This is a genomic window from uncultured Roseovarius sp. (assembly GCF_913054395.1).
GTDB lineage: Bacteria > Pseudomonadota > Alphaproteobacteria > Rhodobacterales > Rhodobacteraceae > Roseovarius.
The window spans coordinates 1-17,500 of record NZ_CAJXIP010000032.1 but is presented as its reverse complement, the minus strand read 5'-3'; the positions used below and the strand labels follow the sequence as shown (position 1 = coordinate 17,500).

The following is a 17,500-nucleotide window of genomic DNA, read 5'->3' as shown; positions in this document are numbered from 1 at the left end:
ACATGTTTCTCGACATTGACTATTTCATCTTCGGCATCATGCCGTACATCGCACTGACCGTTCTGATCGTGGGCTCTATTGCCCGCTATGAGCGCGATCCCTTCACCTGGAAATCTTCTTCAAGCCAACTCTTGCGCCGCAAACAGCTGTTCTGGGGATCGGTTCTGTTTCATGTCGGCATCATCACGGTGTTCGGCGGGCATCTGGTCGGCCTGTTCACGCCGGTCTGGATATTGGACGCCCTTGGCATTCCCTATGCGCTCAAGCAATGGATGGCCGTCATTCTTGGCGGCACGGCGGGCATCGCGGCGCTGATAGGGGCCTCTTTGCTGATCCATCGCCGCGTGACCGATCCCCGGATCTGGCAGACCACCAGCTTTGCCGACATTGGTATTCTGGTGCTGATCTGGTTGCAGCTGTTCATCGGCATTGGCACGATCTTCCTGACCCTTCGGCACATGGACGGCGCAGAAATGGTGCGCTTCATGACATGGTCGCAAAGCGTCATCCTGTTGAATCTCAATGCATGGGCGATGGTTGTGGATGTGCACTGGCTTTACAAGGCGCATATTTTCCTTGGCCTGCTGATCACCATTCTGTTCCCCTTCACCAGACTGGTCCACATTGTATCGGGTTTCGCGGCACCGTTCAGGTACCTGTTGCGGCCCGGCTATCAGATCGTTCGGTCGCGGCGCCAGAGGGCCCTGCCCAAGCGTGCCAATCCCAAAACAACACCGGCGGAGTAAGGCAGATGCATGCAGCACTCTTTCCCGATCTTGTCGTGAATGGCGAGCATGTCCCGCACGGGGTGGTTGCGGCCGAAACGCAGAACCAGGATGCCCCAAAAGGCAAACCGGGCATTGCATGGCGCAAGGCGGCCAACGCCGTGGCGATCCGAACCCTGCTGTTGCAGGAAGCCCGGTCACGGCGGATCAGGTCGGACCCTCAGGAGGTCGGCCCCGGACGCTTTGAAACCGAAGAGGAGGCCCTGATCCGGGGCCTTCTCGACGTGGCGATCGAGGTCTCGCCCCCCACAGAGCAGGACATCCTGTCCGAATGGGAGCGCGACCCGACCCGCTTTCGCACGCCGCCGCTCTGGGAAGTGTCGCATATCCTGTGCGCGTGCGATCCGAGAGATGAGGCGGATCGTGCCAAAGCGCAGGCGCGCGCGCAGGGGGTGCTTGCCCAGGCCCTGGACGCCCCCAAAAGCTTTGCTGCTCTTGCCGCGCGTGAAAGCGATTGTGGGTCAAAGGCTTCGGGGGGCGCGCTTGGGCAGCTTGGGCCGAACGATACCCTCCCGGAATTCGAGGCAGCCCTGCGCGACCTTTCGGAAGGCGAGATTTCGGCCCAACCGGTCCTTACACGACACGGTTATCATGTCATCCGCCTGGATGCCGTGGCCTTGGGGCAGGTCTTGCCGCTGGACGCCGTGCGCGGAAAAATCGCGGTTGCGATGGAAAAGGCCGCCTGGGCGCGGGAAGCACGACACTTTATCGCGAAACTGGTCGACGCCTCAGACATCCAAGGGGCGGATCTGGGCGCGCTCTGATCGGGAGGATGGGACGATGGGAAAGGATATTGCGCGACCTCTGAATACCGTGCGAGGCGAAAGTGTCGGCATTGGCACATTCGACAATCCCCTGGATTTCATCGCCGAAGATCATATGAGGGAGAGGGAGGTCTGCGCATTGATTGACCGGATCGTCGCATCCGCGCCGATGGAAGAGGCCGAGCGCGATCAGATCCTTGCGTTCCTTGAGGTCCGGTTGCCGCAGCATCTTGCCGACGAAGAGATCGACCTTTTCCCGCTGATGCTGAAACGCTGCGATCCGGAGGACGAGATCGAGGCAGTGATCGGGAAACTGCAATCCGATCATGGTCACGCACTGGCGGATGCCCCGACGATTTTTGCGATAATTCAGGGCCTGGACACGAATTCGCCAAAGCCCACCCGGTCTGAAGCTGCCCAAATGGCGGAATTCGCCCATCATGCGCGCCGCCACCTGATCCTTGAAAATGCTGTTATCCTGCCCATCGCGCGGGCCAGGCTGACAGGGGGGGACCTGAACACGATGAAGCGACACATGCTGGAGCGTCGTGGTCTTTGCAATACCGGGAAGATGCGCGATGCTGAATGACATGCTTGACCGCAACCTGATGTGGTCCGAACGTAGAAATATTGGTGAACCCGGCCATTTCGCCCGACCTGCAACGCGGCAATCGCCCGAGCTTTCCGGGATCGGCTGTTTAGGCAGCCGCATGCACGGGCTGATCCATGGCCTCAAGGACGGGCGGCTTCGCGATCTCGATTGCGCGGTTGGTCCGGGACACTTTCAATCGGAGACCGCGCAATGGCGACTATCATGAAAACGATAGAGGGCAGCACTTGCGGCTGTGATGACCCCGATCATCAGACAGCCCTGATCAGCATCGACGAAGCCTTGCGGCGCATCCTGCGGGGAACGCAAGCGGTGTCGGAAACCGAACTTGTCCCTTTGGCGCAGGCATCCGGGCGCATCCTTGCTGTGTCAGTGCGCTCACTTGGAATGGTTCCCCCTTTCGACAATGCCGCCATGGATGGCTTTGCCATCAATACAGCGGAGCTTTCCGGAGAAGGGCCCTGGACCCTTGCCATCGGGGGGCGCGTTGCGGCGGGTCAGACCCCAATGGAAAAGATACCGTCCAAAAGCGCGGTCCAGATATTCACCGGTGCGCCCGTCCCGGATGGCGCCAATGCCGTTGTCATGCAGGAAGAGGTTCTGCGAACCGGCAATAGCATTCACCTGAAACGCCGGATCACGCCCGGCACGCACATTCGTCGCGCTGGTGAAGACATGACTGCGGGAAAGATTATCGTCCCTGCCGGGCGCGCTCTCTCGTCACGCGACATCGCTGTCTGCGCTGCGGCCGGACATGCCGAGGTTTCAGTGACGCGCCGTATCCGTGTTGCCTTGGTGGTCACTGGCGACGAAGTCGTGCAACAGGGACATGTGCGGGGGGCCGCTGGCATCTGGGATGTCAACACACCGATGCTGGCCGCAACGGTAAATTCGCCCGATCTGGAACTTGCCAGCGTTGACGTTGCGGGCGACACGCGCGCCGCATTGCGCGCGCAGTTGAATGCGCTGGCTCAACAGGTCGACCTGATCGTAACGACTGGCGGCATCTCTGTCGGGGAAGAGGATCACGTCAAGCCGGCCCTGTCAGACCTTGGTGCAACGATTGCCTTTAGCGGCGTGGCGTTGAAACCCGGCAAACCTGTATCCTTTGGCCGCGTCAAAAAGGCCTGTTGGCTTGGCTTGCCCGGCAATCCGCTCTCGGCTTTTGTGACATGGCAGCTTTTTGGAACCGCCGTTCGCAATGCACTTGCCGGACAAACCCAAAGCCGGGTTCGGCGGCGCAATGTCGTTCTGCCGCGTGCGCTGCATCACCGGCCGGGGCGCTGCGAACTTCGCCTGGCTCGGCTGGCGGGGTTCGATGGCTCAGGACGCGAAGTCGTGGACTTTGCGGATGCCACCCATTCGGGGCGGGTCGCGCAGCTTTTGGAAATGGATGGCCTGCTGTTCATTCCCGCCGATGTCGAGACATTGCCAAGCGGTGCCTTGGTGGAATTCAACCCATTCTGACGAACGAGGATTACGAAACATGAAAATCGCTTACACGATGGCGCCGGGCAGGGGGGACACGGACCTGCTGCTCTCGCGGGTCGCTCAAACACTGGCGGCACAGGGCCATGCAACCTGTGGCACGGTCCAGACCAACACCGAATGTGCAAACGGCCCTTGCGATATGGATGTGAGTGTCCTGCCGAACGGTCCTACCCTGCGCATTTCGCAGGATCTCGGGCAGGCCTCAAAGGGATGCAGGCTCGACCCCACGGCGCTGGAGACCGCTGTTGGTTTGGCGCAGTCACGTCTTGACGGGAATGTGGATATTCTGATCATCAACAAATTCGGCAAGCACGAAGCCGAAGGCCGTGGCTTTCGGACCATCATTGCCGATGCGCTTGAACTTGAAATCCCTGTTCTTGTGGGGGTCAACGCCCTGAACCTGACCGCCTTCAAGGATTTTGTCGGCCCCGAGGCCGTGCAACTGGAGTCATCCGAGGAGGCAATCCTTGATTGGTTTTCTGCCATCCAAGGCGGCAGGAAAGACGTGGCCTGAATACCCTTGAGGTCGGATTGCGGGCTGGCGTCGTCAGGCTGACCAGTCAGAATGGCCGTATAAGGGCCCGGACACCGGATGCTGCCCAATCGGATCTGCGCCCTTTGAAATGCATTGATCAGCAGGCCGTGGCACGATTTTCAACCGTTGCCCGCCATTGGCCGTGATAGGCAATCGGGCCGTTTCCGGGCCTGATCCCTGCGGTCTTTCCCCCCTCATGGCCCCTGCGGTCGATCTGTCCCCTTGACCCCGACCGCTTGCCCGGCCAAGAACCAAGACCAAACGACGAGGGAAGAAGACGTATGGCGCGCACGCCCAAGGCTGCTGATTTGCAGGATCGCGAAAAATCGAAACGTCTCGGCATATTGGCCGAGCTCTGGCCGTTCCTGCGACCCTATCGCCCGCTTTTGACCGGCGCCATTCTGGCGCTGGTGCTGACGGCAAGCGTCGCGCTTGTTCTGCCGCTGGCGGTACGTCGCGTGGTGGATAATTTCGCCGCCGAAGATGGCGCCATCCTGGATCAGTATTTCGGCGCGGCGCTGTTGATTGCGGCGCTTCTGGCGGTCGGCACCGGGCTTCGCTATATGCTGGTTACCCGGCTTGGCGAGCGGGTCGTGGCCGATATCCGCAAGGCGGTGTTCGACCGGGTGATCGCCATGAGTCCGGCATTTTTCGAACGTCTGATGACCGGCGAAGTGCTAAGCCGGATCACCACCGACACCACGCTTATTCTCTCTGTCATAAGTTCTTCTGTCTCAATTGCGCTGCGTAACCTATTGATTTTCCTTGGTGGTATGGGGCTGATGCTGATCACGTCGCCCAAGCTGACGGGCATGGTCCTTTTGATTGTGCCGCTTGTGATCGTACCGATCCTGACGCTGGGGCGCAGGATGCGGATATTGAGCCGTGAAAACCAGGATTGGATCGCCAATAGTTCGGGCAATGCCTCCGAGGCGCTGTTGTCAGTGCAGACGGTTCAGGCCTTTACCCACGAAGGCGAGAGCCGTGCGCGCTTTGCCGATGTCACCGAGCGCAGCCATGACGCCGCTCGCCGCCGTATCAACACCCGCGCGCTGATGACGGTGATCGTGATCTTTCTGGTGTTCAGCGGTGTCGTCGGTGTCCTTTGGATGGGTGCGCGCGACGTGCGTGCGGGCGGGATGAGCGCGGGAAGCCTTGTGCAATTCGTGATCTATTCGGTAATGGTAGCAGGGGCCGTGGCCGCTCTGTCGGAAATCTGGGGCGAGTTGCAGCGCGCGGCCGGTGCCACCGAGCGCCTTGTCGAACTGCTTCAGGCCGACGACCCGGTCACCGACCCAAGTGCCCCCAAACCGGTCCCGCGTCCGGTCAAGGGCGCGATTGACTTCGAGGGCGTGCGCTTTGCCTATCCCTCGCGCCCCGGAACCCTGGCGCTTGACGATCTGAACCTGTCGATCAAGGCCGGTGAAACGGTTGCACTTGTCGGCCCGTCAGGCGCCGGCAAGACCAGCGTGATCCAGATGATCCAGCGGTTTTACGATCCCGATGAGGGCCGCGTGACGCTGGACGGTGTGGCCCTGTCAGAGATGGCGCGCCACGATTTCCGCCGCGACCTTGCGCTTGTGCCGCAGGACCCGGTGATCTTTGCCGCCTCGGCGCGGGACAATATCCGCTTTGGCCGTCTTGACGCCACCGACGCCGAGGTCGAAGAGGCCGCCCGCGCCGCCGCCGCATATGACTTCATCAGCGCGCTGCCCGACGGGTTTGACACCTATGTCGGCGAGCGTGGTGTGATGCTCTCGGGCGGGCAGAAACAGCGGATTGCCATCGCCCGTGCCATCCTGCGCGACGCTGCGGTCCTGTTGCTGGACGAGGCGACCTCGTCGCTGGATGCCGAAAGCGAGCGCGCGGTGCAGCATGCGGTGGATGCCATGGCGCGCACCCGCACCACGATCATCGTGGCGCACCGTCTGGCCACGGTCAAAAAGGCCGACCGGATCATCGTGATGGATCAGGGCCGCATCGTGGCGCAGGGCACCCACGATAGCCTTGTGTCCGAGAACGGCCTTTATGCCCGTCTTGCACGGCTACAATTCACCGATGGCGAGGTCGCCTGAGCGCGGCCAATCGCCCCTTGCCGTGTGCCCGGCAATTTGGGATAACAGCCAAAGATTTCACAGGAGTCGCCGATGTCCGCGCGTATTTACCAACCCGCCCGCAACGCCATGCAGTCCGGAACCGGCAAGACCAGACACTGGGTGCTGGAATTTGTTTCGGACAGCGCGCGTGAGGTTGATCCGCTGATGGGCTGGACCTCGTCGAGCGACACGCAGGCGCAGGTTCGGCTTCGGTTCGACACCAAGGAGGCGGCGCTTGATTATGCCAAGGCGCATGGCATCGACGCCGTGGTGCAGGACCCCCACAAGCGTAAACAGAACATCCGCCCCGGCGGCTATGGCGACAACTTCGCGACCTCCCGCCGTCAGGTCTGGACGCACTGAACACCTTTGAAACGGGTGAAGTTGAAGGGCGCGGGGCAATGCCCGTCAAGCGCACCTTTCGCCTGAATCTCGGCCTTCAGGGCGGTTCAGGCATTTCCCTTTGATACACCTTCGTTGACTGACGAAACCATCAAGGTGTCCGCCCAAATATGTTTGGTCGTTTTTCCGCTCGCCGTAATGATCGGCCCGTGATCTTTACCCGCGTCGCTATTGGGTCGCGCAGGTTTCATGCGAACGCTGTTTTGGCATGACGCCCCCTCGCGCGCCTGTGCTTCCGGGCTGGGGATACCGACAGGATCTGGGATATTTGCCAGGTTTGTGACGTCTCGTTCGGTCTTGGTGAAGGGGGGCGCCCAGACAGGATAGGGATCAGCCACGACAGTCGCGCCGTGGCTTGGAATGCGGCAAAGCTTGATACCAATCAAAGAAATTTCGGCGGCTTCCTAATATGATTGTGAAAACAATCTTGAAGGAGACGTTTAATGAGTTTGAAATCTGGTGGCGGAGCGGCTCTGCCTGAGATCGAAATGCCCGGTGAGCTGGATCAGGTCGCGACGCTGCGCCAATCCTTTGAGAATGGTGAATACCCCTACGACACAAAAATGGGCCGGTCCGAATACGAGGCTATGAAAGCCAAGCTTCAGGCCGAACTTCTCAAGGTCCAGATATGGGCGCAGGAAACCGGCCAGAAATTCGTTCTGCTCTTTGAGGGGCGCGATGCGGCGGGCAAGGGCGGTACGATCAAGCGCTTTACCGAGCATCTCAATCCGCGCGCGGCGCGGGTGGTGGCGCTGAACAAGCCCACCAACACGGAGCGCGGTCAATGGTTTTTCCAGCGCTATATCGAGCACCTTCCGACGTCGGGCGAAATCGTGCTTTATGACCGGTCTTGGTATAACCGCGCCGGGGTTGAACGGGTCATGGGCTTTTGCGAGCCGCATGAATACCTTGAATTCATGCGCCAGACGCCAGAACTTGAACGCATGTTGGTGCGCTCGGGCATCCGGCTTTACAAATACTGGTTCTCGGTCACGCAGGACGAACAGAAACGCCGTTTTGACAGTCGCGCCACCGACCCCCTGAAACAGTGGAAGCTTAGCCCGATTGACAAGCAGAGCCTTGGCAAATGGCAGGAATATACCGATGCGAAAGAGGCGATGTTCTTTTACACCGACACCGCCGATGCGCCTTGGACGGTGGTTAAATCCAACGACAAGAAGCGCGCGCGGCTCAACTGCATGCTGCATTTCCTGAATTCGCTGGATTACCCCGGCAAGGACCTTGAGATCGCTCACGCCCCCGACCCGAAGATCATCTCGACAGCGCAGCACGTGTTGCATGGGGCCGATCAGATTCTCGGAAAATCCACGCCCAACTGATCGCCACAAACCAGAGGGCGCGGGACAGGCACGCCCTCTTGCGTCCGGGTGCGCCCGCGTCTAGGGCTTGGCAATGCAGCCGCACCGCCTGACATATCGCCAGCACGCCCGCGCGACGCTTTTGCTTGGCCTGCCCCTGATCGGCAGCCATGTGGCGCAGTTTGCCATCAATCTGACCGATGCGCTTATGCTGGGGTGGTATTCGGTTGAGGCCCTGGCCGCCGAAGTGCTGGGCGCGACGCTGTTTTTTGTGCTGTTCATCATGGGCTCGGGCTTTGCCTGGGCGGTGATGCCGATGGTCGCCTCGGCCCAGGCCTCGGGGCAGGAGACACAGGTGCGCCGGGTCACCCGGATGGGGCTTTGGGCCTCGCTGCTTTACGGCGTGCTGGCCCTGCCGGTGATGATCTGGTCAGAGGCGGTCTTTGCGCTGCTGGGGCAGGAACCGGGGGTGACGGCCCTGGCCGGACAGTATCTTGAAATTGCCGGTTGGGGGATCGTGCCGGCACTTCTGGTGATGGTGCTTAAATCATACCTGGCGGCGCTCGAGCGTACCGGCGTGGTGCTTTGGGTCACGCTCGCCGCCGTGGCGTTGAATGTGGCGATCAACTATCTGTTGATTTTCGGCACGTTCGGCTTTCCCGAGATGGGCGTGCGCGGCGCCGCGATTGCATCGCTTTGCGTCAATAGCGCCGCCCTGCTGGCGCTTGGCGCCTATGTCAGCGCAAGTGCGCCGGAGCACGCCATGTTCCAGCGTTTCTGGCGCCCCGACTGGGAGGCGCTTGGATCGGTGTTTCGCCTTGGCTGGCCGATTGGCGTCACCAACCTGGCCGAGGTCGGGCTTTTTGCTGCGGCCTCGGTGATGATGGGCTGGTTGGGAACGCTGTCACTTGCGGCGCATGGCATTGCGCTTCAGGTGACCTCGGTGGTGTTCATGGTGCATATCGGTCTCTCGAACGTGGCCACAGTGCGCGCGGGCCAGGCCTATGGGCGCGGCGACGGCGTGGCCCTGCGCGATGGGGCGAAGGTGGTGCTTGGCATGGCCGGGGTGGTGGCGCTTGTGACGATGGTGATATTTCTTGTGGTGCCTGACCTTTTGATCGGGGTCTTCCTTGATCCCGACGATCCCGACCGAGCGGCAGTGATGGCCGTCGGGCGACAGCTTTTGGCGGCGGCGGCGCTGTTTCAACTGGTGGATGCGGCGCAGGTCTCGGCGATCGGCTTGTTGCGCGGGGTGCAGGATACGCGCGTGCCGATGGTGATTGCCGCCCTCAGCTATTGGGCGGTGGGCGTGCCGGTCAGCTATGTTCTCGGGTTCGTCGCCGGCATTGGCGGCCCCGGCATCTGGCTTGGGCTGGCGGCGGGGCTGGCGCTGGCGGGGGTGTTCATGCTGGTGCGCTTCTGGGGCTGGTCGGCGCGCGGGGTGGGCGCGTCGTGACTTTGAGTATTTAGACCAAGAAGAAGCCGATCAACCGTCTTTCAGCAAACGATCCGCCTTTTTGCGCACCAGTACCGTGCGCAGGTCGTGCATCGCCAGCAGCAGGGCATCGGTGACCTCTTCAAGCTGGGACTCGGTGGCGCGCGATTGTGCCCAATGAGTGGTGGTGTTGAGATAATCGACCGCGCGCAGGATGTCGTCGATATCACGGTGTTCGATCAACTTGAGGCGCTCGGCCATCCAGTCTCTGATGGCGGCGATATCTTCCTCGGTCAGGGCGCGGTCGCCATGTGGCTTGATCTCGGATTTGCGGATGTTGATGACGGCGATCTGTTCCATGTCTATACGGCGCTGTCGGTTCTCGGTATCAACCCGGAACACGAAAGCGCCGTTTTCACGGACCCTGAAATAATAGTCTGGCAGATCGCCCGCCATCTGTACCCCTTACCGTAACTCTGCGCAGAAGCTCTGAATGCGCGTGCAGGCCTCTTTCAGGGCCTCGTCCGAGGTAGCGTAGCTGACCCGAAAGTTCGGCGAAAGCCCAAAGGCGGCACCGAAGACCACGGCGACGCCGGTTTCTTCCAGAAGCGCGGTGGCAAAGGCCTCGTCATTGTTGATCACGGTCCCGGCCTTGCTTGTCTTGCCGATCAGGCCGGCGATCGAGGGATAGACGTAGAAGGCGCCGTTTGGGGTCGGGCATTCGAGGCCCTCGATTTCGTTCAGCATGCTGACCACGAGATCGCGGCGGCGTTTGAACATGGCGTTGTTGGCCGCGATGAAATCATGGCTGCCGTTCAGGGCCTCGACGGCGGCCCATTGGCTGATGGTGCAGGGGTTTGAGGTGCTCTGGCTCTGGATCTTGCGCATCGCGGTGATCAGATCCTGCGGCCCCCCCGCATAGCCGATCCGCCAGCCGGTCATCGCATAGGCCTTGGAGACCCCGTTGCAGGTCAGCGTGCGCTGGTAAAGCGCCGGTTCGACCTGGGCGGGGGTGCAGAACTCGAACCCGTCATAGGACAGGTGTTCGTACATGTCGTCGGTCATCACCCAGACATGGGGATGGCGCATCAGAACATCGGTGAGCCCCTTGAGTTCGTCCCAGGTATAGCCGGCCCCGGTGGGGTTGCTGGGCGAGTTGAAGATGAACCACTTGGTTTTCGGCGTGATCGCCGCCTCCAGCGCGGCGGGGCTGAGCTTGAACCCGGTTTCGATGCCCGCAGGCGCGATCACCGGAGTGCCGCCCGCGAGCAGAACCATATCGGGATAGCTGACCCAATAGGGCGCGGGAATCACCACTTCGTCGCCGGGGTTCAGCGTAGCCATAAGCGCATTATAGAGGATCTGTTTGCCACCGGTGCCGACGCTGACCTGGGCGGGCACATAATCAAGCCCGTTGTCGCGCTTGAACTTGGCGCAGATCGCCGCCTTGAGTTCGGGAATGCCGTCCACGGCGGTGTATTTGGTCTTGCCCGCCTCAATCGCCCGGATACCGGCCGCCTTGATGTGGTCGGGCGTGTCAAAATCCGGCTCGCCCGCGCCCAGGCCGATCACATCGCGCCCCGCGGCCTTCAGCTCCTGTGCCTTGGTGGTCACGGCAATGGTGGGCGAGGGTTTGACGCGCGAAAGTGTCGCGGAAAGGATGGACATTGCTTTCTCCGGTTTGAATTCATTCGTCAGATGTCATAGGTTGCGCCAAAAGGTTGATCAAGCACGATCACCGGAAAGGAATATCATGAACTCAGAAACAAGCGATAGCTGGTTTGACCCGGAAGCGACCACCTTTGGAGATCGGGTTGCTGGTGCGCGCGAACGTGCGGGCATGACCCAGGTCGAGATGGCCAAGCGCCTTGGTGTCAAGCTCAAGACCCTCAAGGGCTGGGAAGACGACATGTCAGAACCGCGGGCCAACAAGCTTTCGATGATGGCCGGGCTTTTGAATGTTTCGCTGCTGTGGCTGTTGTCGGGCGAGGGCGAAGGCCCCGATGGCCCCACGGCAGGGGACCTGTCCCCCGATATCAACGAAATGCTGACCGAGATTCGCGACATCCGCGCCCAGCTTAGCCTGTCGACCGACCGGTTGGGGCGCCTGGAAAAGAATCTGCGCTCGAAACTGCGGGAAGAAGCGGGTGAGTGAACGCCCCGAGCATCGCATCAAGCGGCTTCGGATGCGGTCAATGCGCCGGGGCATCAAGGAAATGGATATCATCCTGACCCGTTATGCCGACCTTCGGCTCGCGGCGATGGATGCCGGCCAGCTTGATGAATTCGAAGCGCTTTTGGCCGAGAACGATCAGGATCTGTATCAGTGGGTGACGGGGCAGGTGGCCCCGCCGCCCGCCTTCACAGGGCTGGTCAGTGATATCACCGAAATCGCCTGTCGCGGAAAGTAGATCGCATTTTATCAGCTATTGACGCGGTTTAACCGATTGTTGGGCATTTTAGGCCAGTTTCCAATCCGAGCAGTATCGCACGGAGATGGATATGAGTTTTCACAGCCCCCTGAATGCCCCGGCCGATCACAAGGCCTTTATGGTCGACTATCTTGACGCGCTGTCCCTGGTGGAACGCCTGCACCGCTTGTTGCTTGACGTGATCAAGGACGAATTCGAGCGGGTCGGCGTGTTGGAGATCAACGCGGTTCAGGCGCTGTTGTTGTTCAATATCGGCGACAATGAGGTCACGGCGGGCGAACTCAAGACGCGCGGATACTATCAGGGCAGCAACGTTAGCTATAACCTCAAGAAGCTGGTCGAGATGGGCTATATGCACCATCAACGATGCGAGGTGGATCGCCGTTCGGTCCGGGTGCGCCTGACGGAAAAGGGCCGCAATATCCGTGATGTGGTGTCGGGGCTGTTTGAACGCCACGCCGAAGGGCTTGAGGGGCGCGGTGTGCTGGGCCGGGACGGGATTGATCAGATCGCGACGGCCCTGCGCCGGGTCGAGAGATACTGGAGCGATCAGATCCGCTATATCTACTGAGGCAGGCGGGCCGGGGCGAGCGCACCCAGGATGACATCATTGACCTCGCGATAGAGTTTGCGGGTCATCGCGGCCTGAAAATCCTCGAATCCCTGCGCGATTTCGGCAAAGGCACGGGGGCCGCGCACAACGTGACGCCGGTAATAGCCAAGAACATCCGCATCATGGCCGAGAATGACAAGCCCGTTGACGGTGATGCCATCAAGCGGGAAATGCCGATAGGCAAGGTCGGGGCCGAACCCCTCGTTGTTGATGCCATCGCCGGATATGTCGATGACACGGCGATCACAGTCGGGTGCGCGTGCCATCACCTGTGCACCATACCCGAGACCCGAGCCAAGCGCAGTGGGGTAATCGCTGGTGCTGCGGGTCATCGCGGCCAGAACGCCGACCGCCTGGGTGATATCGGCCTCACTGCGCAGGAAGGTCCAGTCGATATGCACCTTCTGCTGAAATCGCCCGCTCCATTCATAAACGCTTAGCGCGACGTCGCCGGGCGCGCCGCGCAGGATCGCGTGACGCACCTCGGGCGCATCAAGCGCCGCGGCAAGCCCCACCCGTTGAAGATCATATTCGCCAGTGTCCACCGATGACGACACATCCAGCGCCAGAACAAGCGCCAAGCGACAGGCCGCCGCCGCCGGGCCAGCCGTCATGAGCGCAAGGAGAACCGCGGCAAGTCTTACCAATGGCCGATATTTTCCATGCTGGTCCAGGGCTCTGCGGGGGCAAGCGGGTCGCCCTCTTGCAGCAGTTCGATCGAAATATTGTCGGGGCTGCGCACAAAGGCCATGCGTCCGTCGCGCGGCGGACGGTTGATCACCACGCCGTTGTCCTGCAAATGCTGGCACATCTCGTAGATATTTTCGACCGAATAGGCGAGATGGCCGAAGGTGCGGCTGTCATCGGGCAGCGCATCATCGCCATCCCAGTTATAGGTCAGCTCAACCGGGCAGCCCTCTTGTCCTTCAGGGGCCATGAAAACAAGGGTGAAACGCCCGCCTTCATTATCCCAGCGGCGGGTCTCTTTCAGGCCCAGAAGGCCGTAAAACGCCATCGAGGCTTCAAGGTCTTTTACCCGGACCATGGTGTGCAGATATCTCACGCGCATCGTTTTCCTCCGATCTTTACCGTTTGGACCAAAGGATAGCCGCGCGCGCAGGCGTGTCGAGGGCAAACCGGCGATCATCGCCGTATCGGGGCAAAACTCCGGGCGAATACCTGAAATGGCTGCGGTTTCCGCGATGCCGGACCGCCTCGGGCCCGAGGTGCTTTTTCCCGATATGCCCGGAATCCTGGCCACAACCCCCCACGCCCCGGATCCATGAGGGGGACCGCAATGGCATCAGGGGCCGACCCGGCCTTGCACCCGCGCCCCGTTGGCATTCAGCCTGCACAGATATACCCGATATTGGCTTTCCACAGGGGGCGTCCGCAAGATATAGTTGGTTTCGACTCATTCTAGTGATGGAAGGCCCCACCATGCCACTTAGCCCCGAACAGCAGGCCGAAATCGACGCCCAACGCAGCACGCCCCAATCCACCTTGCGCGCCACCGCGCCGGGGATGGAAAAGCACCTTTATACCGCCCATCCGGTGCTTGATCACGGGTTTGTCCGCGTCATTGATTATATGGGCGACGACAACGCCATCACCCAGGCCGCGCGCGTCAGCTACGGCAAGGGCACCAAATCGGTGCAGAACGACGAGGGGCTGATCCGCTATCTGATGCGGCACTGGCACTCGACCCCGTTTGAGATGTGCGAGATCAAGCTGCACGTCAAACTGCCGGTGTTTGTCGCCCGCCAGTGGATCCGCCACCGCACCGCCAACGTGAACGAATATTCCGCCCGCTATTCGATCCTTGATCGCGAGTTCTATATTCCCGCCCCCGATGCCCTTAACGCGCAATCGGTGGTCAACAATCAGGGCCGGGGCGAGGCGCTTTCTGGGGAAGAGGCGCAGCGTGTGCTGAAATACCTGACCGATGACGCGATGCGCTGTTACGACCACTACGAAGAGATGATCTCGGACGAGGGGCAACAGGGGCTGGCGCGCGAACTGGCCCGCATGAACCTTCCGGCGAATATCTATACGCAATGGTATTGGAAGGTCGATCTGCACAACCTGCTGCACTTCCTTCGCCTGCGCGCCGACGCCCACGCCCAATACGAAATCCGCGTCTATGCCGATGCCATCTGCAAAATCACCGCCGACTGGGTGCCCTTCGCCTACAAGGCGTTCGAGGATTACCGCATGGGTGGCGCGAACCTGTCCGCCACCGCCCTTGAATGCGTCCGCCGGATGCTGAAGGGAGAGACGGTGACACAGGAAACCTCCGGCATGAGCAAGGGCGAATGGCGGGAGTTTGAAGGGATTTTGAACGACCCCGCCTAAGCGGGGGCAAAGCGCTCCGGTGGAGCGATTTGAGTTCAGAACGGGCGCGCCCATGGCGCGGCCCGGGTCAATGAATGGGGAATACCTTGAATATTCAGTCAGTCGAGTTCAGGAAAATCGCCGGATTTAAGTCCGGGTCTGCATTCGCAAATAGAGTTATCTGTCGACAGGCCAAGGCCCATCCCCTGAGCCGGAAAATCGGCCAGCAGCGCGCGACACAGGTGAGCGTATCCGCGCAGCTTGAGTGCGCCGAGGATGCCAGGGACTGCAACTCCCCCCGAACCTCAGATATTAGGGATGAGACAGGGCGTGCGCGACGCGCGCCCTGTGCGATCAAACATCCGGTTTCCGACGCTCAGAGCAGCGTCAGATCCGACGCCATCTTGCGCCCGTCGCGGCCATCCTGAAGCTCGAACCCGACCTTCTGATCGTCCGCAAGGCCTGTCAGCCCCGAGCGTTCGACCGCCGAGATGTGCACGAACACATCCTGACCGCCGCCATCGGGGGCAATAAACCCGTACCCTTTTGTCGTATTGAACCATTTCACGGTGCCAGTTGGCATTCCGCTTCTCCTTTTCGTCGCTCTTCCCCGGGAATATGCCGGGCCATGTCATGCCACGGCTTCAGGGCCGGAAAGCTGGCCCGTCCTGCCATGCATCACGTCTTTGATGATTGCATTGCCTTTGTAAAAATCAAGCGAAACTCCGTGACGGGCGTGAAATTGCCCGTTATTTAGGCGGCGAAAGAGGGGAGCTGCAATGATCCTATATGGTCTGAAAACCTGCGATACCTGCCGCAAGGCATTGAAATCGCTGTCTAATGTCGAGTTTCGAGACGTCCGTGCCGAGGGGCTGCCGCAAGCGGCGATGGCCGCAGCGCTCGCGCAGTTCGGCGAAGCGTTGGTCAATCGCAAGTCCACAACCTGGCGCGGATTGAGCGAATCCGAGCGCGCGCGCGCGCCGCAAGAGCTTTTGGCAGAGCACCCAACCCTGATGAAACGCCCGCTGATTGACGCGCAGGGCACGCTTTATCTTGGCTGGGGCGCAGACACCCAGGCGGCGCTTCTTGGATAGCGCGCGAAAATCCCTATGTAAGAGAACACCTTAAAAGGAGCGGACATGCGCAGCGCAGCAATGGTATTGGGGATAATCGGCGGTCTTCTGGCGATCCTCGTGGGTTTTTTCAGCTATGGCTATACCGAGGCCATCGACCGTTTCGGCGAGATCGAGGGGCTGGCCCAGCAGGTAAGCAACCCTCAACTGATCCGCACCGCCAGCTTTCTTGCGCCATTGCTTGCCATCGCCGGGGGCGCCATGGCCAAGATCCGCGCGCTTTGGGGCGGCATCCTTTTGCTGATCTCGGCGGGCCTGATGTATTACGCCTTCGGGTTTGGTGTGTTCACCATGTTCCCGCTCGGCTTTACCGGGCTGGCCGGTGTTCTGGCGATTGCCGCGGGCAAGCCGGACGAACCCAAGGCGCATTTCTAAAGCGTATCGTATCCCGCCCGCCCGTGATGCGGGCGCGCGGGAATTGTCTCATGCCAGATCGGGCGGGGTGGCTTCTTTTGCAAGCGCCGCGGCGACCTCCTCAAGCGTCTGAACGCTGGATTGCTTTTCGCCCAGGCGTCTGACGGACAAGGTTTTTTCTTCAACTTCGCGCATGCCGCAGGCGAGGATCACCGGCACCTTGCCAAGCGAATGTTCGCGAACCTTGTAGTTGATCTTTTCGTTGCGCACATCGGCCTCGGCCCGCACGCCAAGCGCGACAAGCTTGGCGGTGACCTCTTGCACATAGTCATCCGCATCCGACACGATCGAGGCGACAACCACCTGACGCGGCGCAAGCCAGAACGGCAGTTTGCCGGCATGTTCCTCGATCAGGATGCCGATAAAGCGCTCGAACGAGCCCAGAACAGCACGGTGCAGCATGACCGGGCGATGCTTGGCCCCATCGGTGCCGATATAGCTTGCATCCAGCCGCTCGGGCAGGTTGGGGTCAACCTGAAGCGTACCGCATTGCCAGTCGCGGCCGATGGCGTCGGTGAGCACGAATTCAAGCTTGGGCCCGTAAAACGCACCTTCACCTTCCTGAATCTCATAGTCGTAGCCGGCCGCCTTGCAGGCATCGCCAAGCGCCGCCTCGACCCGGTCCCAGCTTTCCTCGGAGCCGATCCGCTTTTCGGGGCGTGTCGAAAGTTTGATCGTCCAGTCGTTAAACCCGAGATCGGCGTAGATCCCGGCCAGGAATTCGATGAATTTTCTGGTCTCGGCCTCGATCTGATCATCGGTGCAGAAAATATGCGCATCGTCCTGGGTAAAGCCGCGCACCCGCATGATCCCATGCAGCGCGCCCGAGGGCTCGTATCGGTTGCAGCTGCCGAATTCGGCCATCCGCAGCGGCAGATCGCGATAGGATTTCAGGCCCTGATTGAACACCTGCACGTGACAGGGGCAGTTCATCGGCTTGAGCGCGTTAACGGTCTTTTCACGGGCGTGCTCTTCGTCGACTTCGACGATGAACATATGTTCCTGATAGTTGTCCCAATGACCGGACTCTTCCCAGAGCTTGCGGTTGACAACCTGCGGGGTGTTCACCTCGACATAGCCATCGCGGGTTTGCTTGCGGCGCATGTAATCCTGAAGCGTGGTATAGATTTTCCAGCC

At 60.6% G+C, this 17,500-nt stretch carries 23 protein-coding genes; 16 read left to right on the top strand and 7 right to left on the bottom strand.

Annotated elements, in window-relative coordinates; all coding sequences use genetic code 11:
* Positions 1 to 2 precede the first annotated feature (2 nt).
* The 8 genes from narI to QZ522_RS06690 all read left to right on the top strand — a co-directional run bounded on the left by narI (position 3) and on the right by QZ522_RS06690 (position 6,644).
* Entirely contained in the window at positions 3 to 746 is a 744-nt protein-coding gene (gene narI, locus QZ522_RS06725; protein ID WP_294608942.1) for a respiratory nitrate reductase subunit gamma, read from the top strand.
* A 5-nt stretch (positions 747 to 751) separates the two neighbouring features.
* Positions 752 to 1,549 carry a peptidylprolyl isomerase gene (locus QZ522_RS06720; RefSeq protein WP_294608940.1) on the top strand — a complete coding sequence of 266 codons (798 nt, stop codon included), beginning with the start codon at positions 752 to 754 and terminating at the stop codon, positions 1,547 to 1,549.
* A gap of 16 nt (positions 1,550 to 1,565) precedes the next feature.
* Positions 1,566 to 2,138, top strand: a complete 573-nt coding sequence (locus tag QZ522_RS06715) for a hemerythrin domain-containing protein (RefSeq protein ID WP_294608938.1) — start codon at positions 1,566 to 1,568, stop codon at positions 2,136 to 2,138.
* The gene (locus tag QZ522_RS06710) at positions 2,128 to 2,367 is read left to right on the top strand and encodes a hypothetical protein (RefSeq protein WP_294608936.1); all 240 of its coding nucleotides are present in this window, start codon (positions 2,128 to 2,130) and stop codon (positions 2,365 to 2,367) included. Before QZ522_RS06715 ends, QZ522_RS06710 begins: the two co-directional genes overlap by 11 nt.
* A complete protein-coding gene (gene glp, locus QZ522_RS06705; RefSeq protein ID WP_294608934.1) occupies positions 2,364 to 3,626 on the top strand; it encodes a gephyrin-like molybdotransferase Glp in 1,263 nt (420 codons plus the stop codon). The genes QZ522_RS06710 and glp overlap by 4 nt, the downstream gene beginning before the upstream one ends.
* 19 nt (positions 3,627 to 3,645) lie before the next feature.
* A complete protein-coding gene (locus QZ522_RS06700; RefSeq protein WP_294608932.1) occupies positions 3,646 to 4,164 on the top strand; it encodes a DUF2478 domain-containing protein in 519 nt (172 codons plus the stop codon).
* A 302-nt stretch (positions 4,165 to 4,466) separates the two neighbouring features.
* Complete coding sequence (locus QZ522_RS06695) at positions 4,467 to 6,260, top strand: ABC transporter transmembrane domain-containing protein (RefSeq protein ID WP_294608930.1); 1,794 nt, start codon at positions 4,467 to 4,469, stop codon at positions 6,258 to 6,260.
* A gap of 72 nt (positions 6,261 to 6,332) precedes the next feature.
* The gene (locus QZ522_RS06690) at positions 6,333 to 6,644 is read left to right on the top strand and encodes an ETC complex I subunit (protein ID WP_294608928.1); all 312 of its coding nucleotides are present in this window, start codon (positions 6,333 to 6,335) and stop codon (positions 6,642 to 6,644) included.
* A gap of 86 nt (positions 6,645 to 6,730) precedes the next feature.
* Here QZ522_RS06690 and QZ522_RS06685 read toward each other — a convergent pair whose 3' ends face one another.
* Positions 6,731 to 7,021, bottom strand: a complete 291-nt coding sequence (locus QZ522_RS06685; protein WP_294608926.1) for a hypothetical protein — start codon at positions 7,019 to 7,021, stop codon at positions 6,731 to 6,733.
* A 150-nt stretch (positions 7,022 to 7,171) separates the two neighbouring features.
* Here QZ522_RS06685 and ppk2 point away from each other — a divergent pair, with 150 nt between their 5' ends.
* Both ppk2 and QZ522_RS06675 read left to right on the top strand, forming a co-directional pair.
* Entirely contained in the window at positions 7,172 to 8,023 is an 852-nt protein-coding gene (gene ppk2, locus QZ522_RS06680; protein WP_294608957.1) for a polyphosphate kinase 2, read from the top strand.
* A gap of 73 nt (positions 8,024 to 8,096) precedes the next feature.
* Positions 8,097 to 9,458 (top strand): MATE family efflux transporter, encoded by a 1,362-nt coding sequence (locus QZ522_RS06675; RefSeq protein WP_294608924.1) that lies wholly within the window; start codon positions 8,097 to 8,099, stop codon positions 9,456 to 9,458.
* 30 nt (positions 9,459 to 9,488) lie between these two features.
* On the opposite strand, the gene QZ522_RS06670 is transcribed toward QZ522_RS06675, so the two are convergent.
* Together QZ522_RS06670 and QZ522_RS06665 are read right to left on the bottom strand one after the other, a co-directional pair.
* Positions 9,489 to 9,893 carry a hypothetical protein gene (locus QZ522_RS06670; protein ID WP_294608922.1) on the bottom strand — a complete coding sequence of 135 codons (405 nt, stop codon included), beginning with the start codon at positions 9,891 to 9,893 and terminating at the stop codon, positions 9,489 to 9,491.
* Between the two features lie 9 nt (positions 9,894 to 9,902).
* Positions 9,903 to 11,105 (bottom strand): pyridoxal phosphate-dependent aminotransferase, encoded by a 1,203-nt coding sequence (locus QZ522_RS06665; RefSeq protein ID WP_294608920.1) that lies wholly within the window; start codon positions 11,103 to 11,105, stop codon positions 9,903 to 9,905.
* Positions 11,106 to 11,190: 85 nt separating this feature from the next.
* On the opposite strand from QZ522_RS06665, the gene QZ522_RS06660 reads away from it, so the two are divergent.
* The 3 genes from QZ522_RS06660 (at position 11,191) to QZ522_RS06650 (ending at position 12,440) form a co-directional block, all read left to right on the top strand.
* Positions 11,191 to 11,592, top strand: coding sequence for a helix-turn-helix domain-containing protein (locus tag QZ522_RS06660; RefSeq protein WP_294608918.1), 402 nt, complete (start codon positions 11,191 to 11,193; stop codon positions 11,590 to 11,592).
* Positions 11,585 to 11,848, top strand: a complete 264-nt coding sequence (locus tag QZ522_RS06655; RefSeq protein ID WP_294608916.1) for a succinate dehydrogenase assembly factor 2 — start codon at positions 11,585 to 11,587, stop codon at positions 11,846 to 11,848. The genes QZ522_RS06660 and QZ522_RS06655 overlap by 8 nt, the downstream gene beginning before the upstream one ends.
* Before the next feature lie 91 nt (positions 11,849 to 11,939).
* Entirely contained in the window at positions 11,940 to 12,440 is a 501-nt protein-coding gene (locus QZ522_RS06650) for a winged helix DNA-binding protein (RefSeq protein WP_294608914.1), read from the top strand.
* Here the strand turns inward: QZ522_RS06650 and QZ522_RS06645 are convergent.
* Together QZ522_RS06645 and QZ522_RS06640 are read right to left on the bottom strand one after the other, a co-directional pair.
* Positions 12,434 to 13,129 (bottom strand): DUF1194 domain-containing protein, encoded by a 696-nt coding sequence (locus tag QZ522_RS06645; RefSeq protein ID WP_294608912.1) that lies wholly within the window; start codon positions 13,127 to 13,129, stop codon positions 12,434 to 12,436. The two genes, QZ522_RS06650 and QZ522_RS06645, sit on opposite strands and share 7 nt — an antisense overlap.
* Positions 13,123 to 13,551 carry a VOC family protein gene (locus QZ522_RS06640; protein WP_294608910.1) on the bottom strand — a complete coding sequence of 143 codons (429 nt, stop codon included), beginning with the start codon at positions 13,549 to 13,551 and terminating at the stop codon, positions 13,123 to 13,125. The genes QZ522_RS06645 and QZ522_RS06640 overlap by 7 nt, the downstream gene beginning before the upstream one ends.
* A 371-nt stretch (positions 13,552 to 13,922) precedes the next feature.
* Between QZ522_RS06640 and thyX the strand changes: the two genes are divergently transcribed.
* The gene (thyX, locus tag QZ522_RS06635; protein WP_294608909.1) at positions 13,923 to 14,837 is read left to right on the top strand and encodes an FAD-dependent thymidylate synthase; all 915 of its coding nucleotides are present in this window, start codon (positions 13,923 to 13,925) and stop codon (positions 14,835 to 14,837) included.
* A gap of 355 nt (positions 14,838 to 15,192) precedes the next feature.
* Here the strand turns inward: thyX and QZ522_RS06630 are convergent, their stop codons facing one another.
* Positions 15,193 to 15,399 (bottom strand): cold-shock protein, encoded by a 207-nt coding sequence (locus QZ522_RS06630; protein ID WP_294608907.1) that lies wholly within the window; start codon positions 15,397 to 15,399, stop codon positions 15,193 to 15,195.
* 196 nt (positions 15,400 to 15,595) lie between these two features.
* Between QZ522_RS06630 and QZ522_RS06625 the strand changes: the two genes are divergently transcribed.
* Positions 15,596 to 15,910 (top strand): ArsC/Spx/MgsR family protein, encoded by a 315-nt coding sequence (locus QZ522_RS06625; protein ID WP_294608905.1) that lies wholly within the window; start codon positions 15,596 to 15,598, stop codon positions 15,908 to 15,910.
* A 45-nt stretch (positions 15,911 to 15,955) separates the two neighbouring features.
* A complete protein-coding gene (locus QZ522_RS06620) occupies positions 15,956 to 16,324 on the top strand; it encodes a hypothetical protein (protein ID WP_294608903.1) in 369 nt (122 codons plus the stop codon).
* 48 nt (positions 16,325 to 16,372) lie between these two features.
* Here QZ522_RS06620 and thrS read toward each other — a convergent pair.
* Positions 16,373 to 17,500, bottom strand: a 1,128-nt coding sequence (thrS, locus tag QZ522_RS06615; protein ID WP_294608901.1) for a threonine--tRNA ligase, incomplete at its 5' end; no start/stop codon positions are given.